13 protein-coding genes are annotated in these 12,620 nt (G+C 29.5%); 1 reads left to right on the forward strand and 12 read right to left on the reverse strand.

The genetic code is table 11. From position 1 onward, the window contains the following. Positions 1 to 166: 166 nt before the first annotated feature. From HMPREF9630_RS01920 to HMPREF9630_RS01950, 7 genes are all read right to left on the reverse strand, one after another. Entirely contained in the window at positions 167 to 787 is a 621-nt protein-coding gene (locus tag HMPREF9630_RS01920) for a glycoside hydrolase family 73 protein (RefSeq protein ID WP_009526856.1), read from the reverse strand. Positions 788 to 997: 210 nt separating this feature from the next. Next, complete coding sequence (mglC, locus tag HMPREF9630_RS01925) at positions 998 to 1,993, reverse strand: galactose/methyl galactoside ABC transporter permease MglC (RefSeq protein ID WP_009526857.1); 996 nt, start codon at positions 1,991 to 1,993, stop codon at positions 998 to 1,000. A gap of 9 nt (positions 1,994 to 2,002) precedes the next feature. After that, positions 2,003 to 3,499 (reverse strand): galactose/methyl galactoside ABC transporter ATP-binding protein MglA, encoded by a 1,497-nt coding sequence (gene mglA, locus HMPREF9630_RS01930; protein WP_009526858.1) that lies wholly within the window; start codon positions 3,497 to 3,499, stop codon positions 2,003 to 2,005. Positions 3,500 to 3,694: 195 nt separating this feature from the next. After that, positions 3,695 to 4,756, reverse strand: a complete 1,062-nt coding sequence (locus HMPREF9630_RS01935) for a galactose ABC transporter substrate-binding protein (protein WP_009526859.1) — start codon at positions 4,754 to 4,756, stop codon at positions 3,695 to 3,697. A 408-nt stretch (positions 4,757 to 5,164) separates the two neighbouring features. Beyond that, complete coding sequence (locus HMPREF9630_RS01940; RefSeq protein ID WP_009526860.1) at positions 5,165 to 7,018, reverse strand: heavy metal translocating P-type ATPase; 1,854 nt, start codon at positions 7,016 to 7,018, stop codon at positions 5,165 to 5,167. 155 nt (positions 7,019 to 7,173) lie between these two features. Continuing rightward, positions 7,174 to 7,392 (reverse strand): heavy-metal-associated domain-containing protein, encoded by a 219-nt coding sequence (locus HMPREF9630_RS01945; protein WP_009526861.1) that lies wholly within the window; start codon positions 7,390 to 7,392, stop codon positions 7,174 to 7,176. Positions 7,393 to 7,433: 41 nt separating this feature from the next. Continuing rightward, entirely contained in the window at positions 7,434 to 7,859 is a 426-nt protein-coding gene (locus tag HMPREF9630_RS01950; protein ID WP_009526862.1) for an ArsR/SmtB family transcription factor, read from the reverse strand. 191 nt (positions 7,860 to 8,050) lie between these two features. Between HMPREF9630_RS01950 and efp the strand changes: the two genes are divergently transcribed. Then, positions 8,051 to 8,611, forward strand: coding sequence for an elongation factor P (efp, locus tag HMPREF9630_RS01955; RefSeq protein WP_009524984.1), 561 nt, complete (start codon positions 8,051 to 8,053; stop codon positions 8,609 to 8,611). A 59-nt stretch (positions 8,612 to 8,670) separates the two neighbouring features. On the opposite strand, the gene HMPREF9630_RS01960 is transcribed toward efp, so the two are convergent. The 5 genes from HMPREF9630_RS01960 to HMPREF9630_RS01980 form a co-directional block, all read right to left on the reverse strand. Beyond that, entirely contained in the window at positions 8,671 to 9,084 is a 414-nt protein-coding gene (locus HMPREF9630_RS01960; protein ID WP_009526863.1) for a hypothetical protein, read from the reverse strand. Positions 9,085 to 9,222: 138 nt separating this feature from the next. After that, the gene (locus tag HMPREF9630_RS01965; protein WP_009526864.1) at positions 9,223 to 10,524 is read right to left on the reverse strand and encodes a D-alanyl-D-alanine carboxypeptidase family protein; all 1,302 of its coding nucleotides are present in this window, start codon (positions 10,522 to 10,524) and stop codon (positions 9,223 to 9,225) included. A 163-nt stretch (positions 10,525 to 10,687) separates the two neighbouring features. After that, the gene (scpB, locus tag HMPREF9630_RS01970) at positions 10,688 to 11,266 is read right to left on the reverse strand and encodes an SMC-Scp complex subunit ScpB (protein ID WP_009526865.1); all 579 of its coding nucleotides are present in this window, start codon (positions 11,264 to 11,266) and stop codon (positions 10,688 to 10,690) included. Between the two features lie 11 nt (positions 11,267 to 11,277). Next, positions 11,278 to 11,955 (reverse strand): segregation and condensation protein A, encoded by a 678-nt coding sequence (locus HMPREF9630_RS01975; protein ID WP_009526866.1) that lies wholly within the window; start codon positions 11,953 to 11,955, stop codon positions 11,278 to 11,280. A 7-nt stretch (positions 11,956 to 11,962) separates the two neighbouring features. Further along, positions 11,963 to 12,571 (reverse strand): site-2 protease family protein, encoded by a 609-nt coding sequence (locus tag HMPREF9630_RS01980; RefSeq protein WP_009526867.1) that lies wholly within the window; start codon positions 12,569 to 12,571, stop codon positions 11,963 to 11,965. Positions 12,572 to 12,620: the final 49 nt, after the last annotated feature.

Raw genomic sequence — 12,620 nt, forward strand, 5'->3', positions numbered from 1 at the left:
CAAATAGAACAAAAATAGCAAGAATATTAATAAAAGAATATAAACCAAATACAGTAAAAGATATACAAGATATCTATTATATTATCAAGTATTAGTATTATACAGCAAAAAATTCCCAACACACATTATATTTCTGAATGTGTTTTGGGAATTTTTTATAGTATATCTAATCATATTCATATAATTTGTATTGTTCTATTATCTCTATCAGTTTTTGTGCATAAGACGGATCTGTTGCATATCCACACTCATAAAGCATATTAGCAGCCTCCACATAATCTTTTGCCTCTACAACTTTTTGATATATTTTAGCTGTTCCAATCAATAATCCGTGATATTTTACACTATCTTCCATGCTGTCAAACACTTTAAAGGCGTCTTTTATTTCAATTTGGTTATTATTAACATATTCTTTTGTAGAAAATGTTACTCTTTTTTCATCTTTATTTATACTCTTTATACCAAAATAATTGTTATATTCTTTGGATAAAGCTGACCTTCCAAAATCAGACTCTAATATTGCCTGCGCTATTGTAATACTTGGTAATATGCCATATTCTTGATAATTTTGCTTGGCATATACACTCACATCTTCTATAAACTTCAAATTAGGATTTAATACTCTTGATATTTCATTTTCTATTTTCTTGAAGTCTTCTTTGAATAATGTAGATACAATAATCGTAGATGCAATTATAAGTAAAATTGATATTATCGGTAAACTCTTTACAATTTTACTTGATTTTCTCTTTCTTTTTTTAGGATATTTATCCTTTCCTTTTTTCATCTTTCACTCTCTTACATAACAATTTTTCTATTTATAAATTACTTCATAAAAATATTTTTCAATACTTTATTATTTTAGGTTTACGATTTTTCAAAATTATACATAATATCATTGTTAGACTGTATAAATACCCTTAAATTTATAAAAAATAAAACCAAAATATCCATAAATACTTTGATTTTATTTTTATAATAATTTTTGATATTAAGTTTATTTTTTCTTTAAATATTTTCTTACGTCTATTGCAACAGCAATTATTATTATAAGTCCTCTAACTAAATATTGAACATTGGCATCCACCTTGATATAGTTAAGCCCATAGTTTATAAATTGAAGTAATATGGCTCCTATAAGCACTCCGGGAATAGTTCCTACTCCACCTGAAAAAGAAACTCCACCTACTACACAAGCTGATATTGCATCAAGTTCGTATGAAAATCCTGTATTAGGGTTTACAGAGCCCAATCTTCCACCTTCCAAAAAACCTGCAAAACCGTATAAAGCTCCTGATATTATATATACGAGCATTATAGTTTTTACTATATTTATTCCTGATACCTCTGCTGCCTCAGGATTTCCACCTATTGCAAACATATTTTTACCAAGTGTAGTCTTATTCCATATTATCCACATAATAACTGCTGTTATAAGTAAATAAAATACGAGATATGGTATTGTCATAAATCTTCCTGTTACAAACTGAACATATTTGGGATTAAGCGTTCCTAAAGGTTGTGCACCGAATCTCTGGCTGTTTATATATAAATTTATTATACCGAATGCTATAAGTTGTGTTCCTAATGTGATTATAAATGCGTGAATTTTTAAAACAGCAACACCGAATCCGTTTATAGCACCAAAAATTACACCTGATGCTACTGCAACTATGAATGGAATAAAAAGTCCAATATCTCCCAATTCAGGATACATTCTTGCCGCAAATGTTGTAGACTGTAACAATGATGCTGCAAATGCTGCCGACAATCCCATAACTCTACCGGCTGACAAGTCAGTACCTTGTAAAACTATAAGCCCTGCAACTCCAAGTGCCATTATAGCTCTTGTCGATGCTTGCATAAGAATATTCAAAAAGTTATTTTTTGATAAAAATGTAGGATCATATACTATTATTCCTACTATCAACATACCAAGTATTATATATAAAGCATAATTAATAAAAAGTTCTTTATAATTCTTTTTCTCCATAATATCCTCCTATAAATATTTAGTAGCAAGCTGCATGATTTTTTCTTGATTAAGATTTTTTGTTTCATCTATGCCCGCCACTTTACCGTTAGACATTACCATTATTCTGTCGCATATACCTATAAGTTCCGGAAGTTCTGATGATACGACTATTACGCCTTTACCTTTTTTTGCCAAGTCTATTATAAGCTGGTATATTTCATATTTCGCACCGACATCTATTCCTCTTGTAGGTTCATCTAATAAAAGTATTTCCGGATCTGTCAATAGCCATCTTCCTATTATAACTTTTTGTTGATTTCCTCCAGAAAGTGTCCTTATATGCGTTTTTTGGTTGGGTGTCTTTACCTTCATAGAGTCTATCACCCATTTTGTATCGGTTTCCATATGTTTATCATCTAAGAATCCATTTTTTCTATATTTTTTCATATTTGCTATTGTAGAGTTAAATCTTATATCAAGCATAGGAAATATACCTGTTGCTCTTCTTTCTTCAGTTAACAATGCAAAACCGTTATTGATAGCATCTTTTGGCGAATTATTATTAACTTTCTTTCCATCTAAGAGAATTTCACCGTTTTCTTTTGTACGAAGCCCGAATATTGTTTCTAAAAGTTCAGTTCTTCTTGCTCCTACAAGACCTGCAAGCCCTAATATTTCACCTTTGTGCAAATCAAAAGTAACATCCTTTACACAAGGTTCATACTTTCCGTCAAGATTTCTTACTTGTAATATGGGTTCACCTACTATGTTATCTTTTGGTGGAAATCTGTCTGTCAATTCTCTTCCTACCATTAAATTTATTATCTTTTCTGTTGTCATATCACTGCAATCACGTGTATCTACCCATTTACCGTCTCTAAATACTGTAATTTCATCTGAAATCTCTAAAATTTCCTCCATTTTATGAGATATGTAAACTATTCCCATACCTCTTTCTTTTAACATCCTTATTGTTTTAAAAAGTACATCAACTTCTTGATTTGTAAGTGATGATGTCGGTTCATCAAGAATTAGTATCTTTGCATCATAGCTGACCGCTTTTGCAATTTCCAACATCTGTCTTTGAGATACCGATAATTTTTCTGTCAATACTTTAGGATTTATATCAACCCCTATATCGTCAAATGCCTTTTTTGTAAAATCATACATTTCTTTTTGATCTATAAATAAACCTTTTTTTGGAAATCTTCCGAGCATCATATTTTCCATAACAGGTCTTTTCATAACTTGATTAAGCTCTTGATGAACCATAGCAACTCCATTTTCCAAAGCTTGCTTAGGGTTCGTAAATTTAACTTTTTTCCCGTCTAAATATATTTCTCCTTCATCTTCGATATATATACCGAACAAACACTTCATAAGAGTTGACTTACCTGCTCCATTTTCACCCATAAGAGCATGAACTGAGCCTGCTCTTACTTTCAGCTGAACTTTGTCAAGTGCTTTTACACCCGGAAATGATTTTGATATGCCCTTCATCTCAAGTAAATATTGCTCATTCATCTGACACACCTCTTTTCTTAAAAACCTAATTAAATCTCATTATCCATATTATACTAATTTCTAATAGAATAATAGATAGTTTATTATTAAAAAATCTATAAATAATAAATATTATATAATTTTTTACATAACTCTAAAAAAAATCGCACCAAATCAGTGCGATTTTTCAATAATCTTAATTTGCGCTAAAATTTATTATTTTTCAAATTTTTTGTAAGGTATTCTTACTGCTATTCCTGATTCATCCCATTTATATTCTGTTTCATCAAGATAATCTTTACCTTCTACTGAATTTTTAGCCAATTTGTACATCGCTTCCGCCATAGCCGCTCCGTCTTGCATTACTGTTCCGTCCATAGAGCCGGCTTCTATTGCCGCCTTAGCTTCTTCAGTAGCATCAACCCCGAATACACCTACATGTTTTTCAGCATCTTTATCATTATATCCTAATGCTTTCAATGAATTTATTGCACCTATAGCCATACCGTCATTATTGGCTATTACTACGTCTATATTTGCTTCATCTTTTGCCAACCATGCATCCATAGCCTGTTTAGCTTTTTCTGTATCCCAGTTAGCTATTTGCATTCCTATTTCATTAACTTCTATACCTGCTTCTGTTATTGTATCTACTGAATATTTACTTCTCGCATTAGCTTCGGCATTATCTAATCCACCATGTAATAATACATAGTCAAGTTTACCGTTTTTATTTCTGTCTACTGTATCTTTATTTGCATTCCAGTATTCAGATATTATATTTCCTTGTATAACTCCGGCTTCTTCTTTTTTAGTTCCTACAAATCTTGCTTTATCATAAGCTTTATAAGAGTTGATATCGTCCGGCTCTCTGTTGAACAATATAGCAGGTTTATCAGTAGGTTTTAATTTTTCAAGAACTATTTGAGCTGCACCTGTATCAACAAGATTTACAAGATAACCATCTACTTGATCAAGAAGAGTATCTATTTCATCATTTTGTTTTCCTTGATCATTTTGAGCATCTTGGAATATGAACTCTATACTATCATCCTTATCATCAAGTTCTTTCAAAGCATTTCTTACTGTTGAAAGATAAGTATCATTAAATTGATAGAAGAATACTCCTATCTTTTTACTATCTGTTTTTTCTGCACTTTCAGTTTTAGCCTTATCATCTGTTGCAGGTTTTTCTTCTGTTTTTCCACAAGCAGCTATAGGTAATAACATAGTAGCCACCATTGCAGTTGCTAAAAGTTTTTTTAAATTTCTTTTCATTAAAATATGTCCTCCTAATAATTTAATTATATTGCTTAGACCATATTATCAAAAATCGTTTTTTTTGTCAATGAATTTCTTAAATTAATGTTAAATGCTTGTTACAATAGTTTTATTGCGACTTAACAGTGCCTAAAAATTAAAAAGATGAATATTAATAAAATTACTTTTTAAAAGTATGTTTATTAATATTCATCTCATGCTTAAATAATTACATATAAAACATATTATAAGCTTTATCTTATATAAGTTATAAAATACAATTTCAAACTGTAGTTTAATGAAACAATGAACAGTTCTATTTTTAAAAATTAAATTGGATAAATAAAATTAAGTATAGTTAAAATAAACAACTTATATAATATCCATTAATTAAAATAGATATTCGTATTAGTCACTTTCGATTGTTTAAATATTATCTTCTTCAATTATAAGCGTTCTTGATGAGTTTATTATTGCTATTATGGATACTCCTACATCTGCAAATATACCTAATTGTATTCCTGCCAATCCTAAAGCTCCAAATATCATTACCAAAACTTTTACTCCTATGGCAAATATTATATTTTGTTTTACTACTCTCATAGTTTTTTTAGCTATTTTTATAGCCAGTGATACTTTTTTAGGATCATCATCCATAAGCACTATATCCGCCGCCTCTATCGCCGCATCAGATCCCATAGCTCCCATAGCTATGCCTACATCTGCTATGGAAAGTACAGGCGCATCATTTATTCCGTCACCTACAAACACAACTGCACCGTTATTTTTTTTGTTTTCCATTATTTGTTCCAATATTTCAGATTTTTCATTCGGTAACAGTTGCGATTTCACTTCATCAATATTTAATTCTCTTGCTACACTTTCAGCTACTTGCTTGGTATCTCCTGTGAGCATTATTGTTTTTTGATTGTATTTTTCTTTTAAAAGTCTTATCGCATCTTTTGAGTTTGATTTTATTTCGTCTGATATTACAATATGTCCTGCATATTCACCGTCTACTATTGTATGAACTATACTTCCACTCAAATGGCAATGCTTTTCTTTTATATTCATCTTTGCCATCAGTTTGTCATTACCTACATATATTTTTTTACCGTCGATTTGAGCAGATACTCCAAGACCTGCAATTTCCTGCACATCTATAACTCTTTTTATATCTATCTCTTTTTTATATGCTTCTTTTATTGATTGTGCTATCGGATGAGTTGAGTATATTTCTGCTAAAGCTGAATACTCTAATAACTGTTCTTCTTCTATTTCAGGATGTATGGCTACTACTTGAAAATTACCTTTTGTAAGTGTACCTGTTTTATCAAATACTATATATCCTGCATTTGATAACGTTTCAAGATAATTACCGCCTTTTATCAATATACCTTTTTTAGACGCACCGCCTATACCTCCAAAAAATCCGAGCGGAATTGATATTACAAGTGCACAAGGACAAGAAGTGACTAAAAATACAAGTGCTCTCTTAACCCACATATCAAAACTTCCTAATGACAATAAAGGTGGTATAACAGCTAATATTATAGCCAATCCTACCACTATAGGAGTGTAATATTTAGCAAATTTTGTAACAAATTTTTCCGCCTTAGCTTTTTTACTTGATGCATTTTCTACAAGCTCCAATATTTTTGCTACCGTTGAATCATCAAATTCTTTAGTAACTTTAACTTTAAGAGGTCTATCGGTATTTATACATCCACTTATTATTTCATCTCCAACTCCAACATCTCTCGGCTTATATTCTCCTGTTATTGCAGATGTATTCAAAGATGAGTTTCCTTCTATAACAACTCCGTCAAGCGGAACTTTCTCACCTGTTTTTATTACTATTATATCTCCTATTTGTACATCATCGGGATCTACTTTAATTATCTGCCCATCTTTTTCAATATTGGCATATTCCGGACATATATCCATAAGTGCTGATATTGATTTTCTTGATTTATTAACTGCAATACTTTGAAATAACTCTCCTACTTGATAAAAAAGCATTACTTCTATCGCCTCATGATATTCACCAAGTATGAAAGCGGCTACTGCTGCAAAACCCATAAGAAAATTTTCGTCCAGAAATTCTCCTTTTATTATATTGCTTACAGCTTTATATACTATATCATATGCTATCAATACAAATAAAGCTATAAAAAAATATAACTCATATTCTTCAAATATTTTGAATACAAAATACGAAGTCAACAGTAAGGTTGTCAATATTATTCTGGTAATTACAATTCTTTGTCCTTTACTCATTTAAAATCCCTCTTATTAAAAAATTAATTATCTCCGCTTTATATTATTTTTGAATAACTAAATTACATCAATTAAAATTTTTCTAATTTTTAGATAAACTTTGCAATTTGACAATCTAATTTAAAAATATCTTTTTTATATAAAATAATATAAATCTATATTTGTATAGAGCAATCTTTTTCTATTTTTCTGCATATGTCATTAGCCTTTTGAACTATATCATCAAATCTGTCATCATCTGCATCTATAGTTATTTTTTGCATCACAAAACTTATACTTGCCTCATTTACTCCATCTAATTTATTGATTTCTTCTTCCATTTTATTAGCACAATTTGCACAATCCAAGTTATTAATTTTAAATTTCTTTTTCATTTTAATTATCCCCTTTTTTATTTTTAATAATTTTGCTAAAACTACTCTTGTATATGCTCAAGACCATTATCTATAATCTTTCTTATATGGTCATCTGACAAAGAATAAAATATTATCTTACCCTCACGCCTATGCTTTACAAGTTTGCTTTGTTTTAAAAGCCTTAATTGGTGCGATACAGCTGATTTTGACATACCAAGGATACCAGATAAATCATATACACACATCTCTGACTCAAATAATATGCACAGTATCTTTATCCTCGTAGAATCTGAAAATATCTTAAATAAGTCCGCCAAATCATATACTTCTTCTTCAACCGGTATCTTATCTTGTATTTGAAGTGACGTTTGTTCATCTATTACAAGATACTTTTGCTCTGAGGATATATTTTCTTCAAAAATATTTCGTTTTTCATTTAAATCTTTAAAGTTTTTTTCATTTTTTATATTTTCTATTTTTATCATCTTCTTTCATATGAACAACTGTTCATTCGTTAATATAAATATATACTATATTTTAAATTTTGTCAATAGTATTTCTAAGTTTTTATAGTATATTTTTCAGTTTAAGCAAATAATATATTTACAAATGTAGTAAAAAACTATATAATACTAAAGTAAATAAATGAAATAATAATTTATAAGGAGAAATTTTTATGATAAGTGCAAGTGACTTCAGAAAAGGCGTAACTTTTGAAATGGAAGGTCAACCTTATTTAGTTGTTGATTTCCAACACGTTAAGCCTGGAAAAGGTGCAGCTTTTGTAAGAACTAAATACAAAAATTTAAAAACAGGTGCAACAAGAGAAGAAGCGTTCAATCCGAGCGACAAGTTTCCTAAAGCACAAATTGAAACTAAGGAAATGGAATATCTATACAATGATGGGGAATTATACTACTTTATGGATGGAGAAACTTATGAGCAAATACCTCTAAACCATTCACAAGTAGAAGATGCCATAACTTTTATGAAAGAAAATGAAAAAGCTCTTATAAGATTTTATCAAGGTCAGGCATTTTCAGTAGAACCTCCTAACTTTGTTGAACTTGTAGTAGTAGAAACTGAACCTGGTGTAAAAGGTGATACTGCTACTAATGTTACTAAGGCTGCAACTGTTGAAACAGGCGCTGTAGTACAGGTTCCACTATTTATAGGTGAAGGCGAAAAAATAAAAATAGACACAAGAACAGGCGAATACTTATCAAGAGTAAACTAAACAAAAAAATACTTAGCTTTAAATTTAAAGCTAAGTATTTTTTATTTAACTATTTTTTCCTATGCAATTACAAATTTTTCAACTTGTTTTTTTACTTCTTCGTCTTGCAAAGTAGCTGAGATAACTATTTCTGTTTCATATTTATTAGATACTTTATCAAGTGCTTCTAAAAAGTCATATAACTTGCTTTCTTCAACATCCACTACTTTAAATAATCCATCTATATATATCTTTTGTATATCATAATTAGCTGATGTCATTCCGCATATAAATCCATAAAGCCCATTATATCCTTTAAGTTTTAAATCTTCTGTTGCAACAAGTCTTATGCTTCTGTTTAAAAGATGACTATGTTTATCTGTACTTTCAACATAAACAAATGTTCCTCTTACACCTTCTACCGCCTTGTTTGCCTCATCAATCATTACTTTTGTCTTTCCACTACCTGCACTTCCTATCAATAGTTTAACCATTGTTAAAGTCCTCCTTAAAAAAATAATTATCAAGCTATAATTAATTAGTTTTTTTTATAATTATTTATATCCTATTTATAGACTATCATAAAAGAATTAAAATATCAATATATTTTTAATTTGATTTATCAAAAATTATTAAAGCTTTTTATATCTCTTTTTCCTTCTCTTTCTTTTTATATTTGATCTTATTACTCTCAATACTATAAGCAAAATTACAAAAACTATAATACCTGTTAAAATGTTTCTTTTTATATGATTTGTTTCTTTTGACATGATCAATTCCTTTAGGTGCTTGAATGTAAATATGGATTCTACATCGTCTAAGGCAACAAGTTCATATTCTTTTGTATCATCACCTATAGTTATTGTAGCTTTACCTACTTTTTGTCCTTTTTCTATCGGAAGTTTCAACTCATCAAGTTCTATTTTTTTATCATAAGAAACTTCTGCATCTATAGGCGTTATATAAGATATATCCTCTGTCACGGCATATTTTAAATTCTTCTGAACGCTGTATTTTATAGCTTCTTTACCCAATTCTTCCATAGCCGATAAAACTTTTACAATTTTGAAATTGTCAAAACCATAATCCAACAACCTTCTTGAATCTCTAAACACATCATATTCTGTAGTCTTATAAACTACTGCTATCATTCTTATACCGTTTTTTATCCCTGTTGATGCAAGACACTTTTGAGCCTCTAATGTAAAGCCTGTTTTTATTCCGTCCACTGCGTCATATTTTATAGGTATATATTGATTTTTATATACTATAGGCTCATTTGACCATAAAAATCTGTTTGTATTGTTATATATTCTTTTTTCAGGCGTTTTATCGGTAGGTTCAAGAATTAATATGGGTTCTGCAACTATTTTTCTGAAAGTCTCATTTTTCATAGCTTCTCTTGATATAAGCGCCATATCATATACTGTTGTATAATGGTTGTCATCATGCAATCCATGAGGATTACTATAATGTGTACCGGTACATCCTATTTCTACTGCCCTTTCATTCATAAGTTTTACAAATTCTTCTACACTTCCTGATATTTCCATAGCCAATAAAACAGCCACGTCATTGGATGAATGTATTAAAAGTGCTCTAATCAAATCATTTACAGTAAACTCTTCGCCCGGTAATAAATACATTGAACTTCCGTCTACCTGAGGAAAATCTTGCGGAACAGCTATTTTTTTGTCCAAATCTAATTTTTCAAGTGCCAAAAGTGCGGTCATAACTTTTGTTGTAGAAGCAGGATACATTTTTTTATAAGCATTTTTTTCATATAATACTTTTCCAGTTTCATTTTCCATAAGTATGGCAGCCTCACCCGATATTTCTTCTTGTGCAGGAGGGGGCTCTATAGCATAAGAAATGTTTTGTATACTCATAAAAATTATGAATAGCAGAAATAAAATCCTATTTTTTAATTTCATATGTAAATCCTTTCGTGTATTTATTCATATCTGTGATATGATTTTAACATTTTATGTGTTTGAAGCTATAATATTTGTTATACAATTATTATAAAATAAAATATGATAAAACCCTATTAATTAAATAACAATGTATTGAACTCAATATATTCTATAACAAATATTAATCTTGTTCAACATCTTCTTTTTTCATATTCTCGATATCAGGCAATTCTTTTATTGATGATATGTTCAAATGCTTTAAAAAAACTTCTGTTGTTTTATATATTATAGGTCTTCCTATTTTATCCAATCTTCCACATTCTTCTATAAGCCCTGCCTCTAAAAGTTTTGCTATTGTTGCATCGCATTTAACGCCTTTTATCTTCTCAACGAAAGCTTTTGTTGTTGGTTGATTATATGCTATTATCGTCAAGGTTTCTATTGCTGATTGTGTCAAATTCTTCTTTTTCTTCGGTGAAATCACCTTTTCAAGATATTTAAAATTATCTCTTTTGGCAACAAGTTGATATTTATCTTCCATATGTATTATCTCAAGACCGCTGTCAGCTTGAGAATATTTGTTTTTTAATATTTCTATTATATTTTTTATATATTTTTTATCAGCTTTTATATTATTGTTTTTGAATACAGATATAAGCTCAAAAATATCTACAGGTTCTGAAAAAGTGAACAAAAACGACTCCACTATAGACACTGCTCTATCTGTATCAATATTATTTTGTGTTAATAAATCTTCCAAAATATACCTCTCTAATTATTTGCCAACTTTATAGCTATAGTATCAAAATTATTATGTTGTTTTACATTTATCCTGTTTTCTTTCACTAAATGCAAAACCCCAAGCATAGATACTACTTTTTCATCTTTTTTATCATTTTCTACAATATCATCAAAATGGCATTGCTTTTTTTCCTGCATATATTTGTTTATATAGTCTATCTTTTCATTGAGCGGTTTTTGTTTTCTTGTAAATCTAAGCTGTTCCTGTTCCTGCTTTTCATTGATTTTTATACTTTTTATCATACTGTCAATTGTAAGCTTTGAAAAATCAAGTTCTTCCACTGCAAAAATTTCATCAGGTATTTTCTCAAAAAATATACATCCTTCAACATACATTTTTTTAAGTGTTTCTGATAATTTTTTGTATTTTGCATATTCTTCCAACGACAATACAAGATCATTTTCATCATCTTCATCATGTGATATAAAAAGCATATATCTTGATTTTATCTCTATTAATTTACTGGATATATATATGAAATCACTTATCATATCTATATCTTCAACTTCCATCTTGGCTACTGTGTCCAAAAAATCATCGGCTATTTGATTAATGGATATCTCACATATATCAAGTTTGTTTTTTTGTATCAGGCTAAGTAAAAGATCCAGCGGACCTTCAAACTTATTTATATTAAGTTTATACATTTTTACCTCAAGTAAGTAGATTCACAATCATAACTAAAACAGTATATATAGGTTTTATAACATAAGATGCTAAATTTGTAAACATCAAAAGCATTATTATAATAAGTGAATATCTTTCAAGTTTTCTAAGTTCCATACTCATTTTCAAAGGCAATATCTGCAACAAAAAATAATAACCTGCAAGCGGAGGTATAGGTAGCAGACAAAACGCACCGAGTGATAAATTAACAGCTACAACATAGTCAAGCACCACATAAAGCTCATTAAAATTTATCCCTATAAATACGAGCAATTTCTGTATCCAAATAACAATAACTGCCACAAACACATTCATAATAGTACCTGACACAAAGTAAAGTGCCAAGCCCAAACGTCTATTCTTAAACTCTCTATCATTTATATAAACCGGTTTACTCCAACCGAAACCTACTAAAAACAAAAGTATAAAGCCTACAGCATCCAAATGTGCTCTTGGAGATATAGATAATCTACCACTATGTTTTTGTGATTTATCCCCCATTAAATAGGCACAAAGTGATTCTGCAAAAGGTCTAAATGTAAGTGCTATCAAAACTGCCGGAAATTTAAGCAGTAATTGAACTATATAATTTCCCATAAAAGCTTTTTCTCCTCATATAACTTCAGCTTATAATAAGATAATTTTT

This window comes from Peptoanaerobacter stomatis (genome assembly GCF_000238095.2).
GTDB lineage: Bacteria > Bacillota > Clostridia > Peptostreptococcales > Filifactoraceae > Peptoanaerobacter > Peptoanaerobacter stomatis_A.

Bases quoted from the DNA above. Each gene is read 5' to 3' on its own strand.
- HMPREF9630_RS01920 (WP_009526856.1), bottom strand. From the start codon at position 787: ATGAAAAAAGGAAAGGATAAATATCCTAAAAAAAGAAAGAGAAAATCA.
- mglC (WP_009526857.1), bottom strand. From the start codon at position 1,993: ATGGAGAAAAAGAATTATAAAGAACTTTTTATTAATTATGCTTTATAT.
- mglA (WP_009526858.1), bottom strand. From the start codon at position 3,499: ATGAATGAGCAATATTTACTTGAGATGAAGGGCATATCAAAATCATTT.
- HMPREF9630_RS01935 (WP_009526859.1), bottom strand. From the start codon at position 4,756: ATGAAAAGAAATTTAAAAAAACTTTTAGCAACTGCAATGGTGGCTACT.
- HMPREF9630_RS01940 (WP_009526860.1), bottom strand. From the start codon at position 7,018: ATGAGTAAAGGACAAAGAATTGTAATTACCAGAATAATATTGACAACC.
- HMPREF9630_RS01945 (WP_009526861.1), bottom strand. From the start codon at position 7,392: ATGAAAAAGAAATTTAAAATTAATAACTTGGATTGTGCAAATTGTGCT.
- HMPREF9630_RS01950 (WP_009526862.1), bottom strand. From the start codon at position 7,859: ATGATAAAAATAGAAAATATAAAAAATGAAAAAAACTTTAAAGATTTA.
- efp (WP_009524984.1), top strand. From the start codon at position 8,051: ATGATAAGTGCAAGTGACTTCAGAAAAGGCGTAACTTTTGAAATGGAA.
- HMPREF9630_RS01960 (WP_009526863.1), bottom strand. From the start codon at position 9,084: ATGGTTAAACTATTGATAGGAAGTGCAGGTAGTGGAAAGACAAAAGTA.
- HMPREF9630_RS01965 (WP_009526864.1), bottom strand. From the start codon at position 10,524: ATGAAATTAAAAAATAGGATTTTATTTCTGCTATTCATAATTTTTATG.
- HMPREF9630_RS01975 (WP_009526866.1), bottom strand. From the start codon at position 11,955: ATGTATAAACTTAATATAAATAAGTTTGAAGGTCCGCTGGATCTTTTA.
- HMPREF9630_RS01980 (WP_009526867.1), bottom strand. From the start codon at position 12,571: ATGGGAAATTATATAGTTCAATTACTGCTTAAATTTCCGGCAGTTTTG.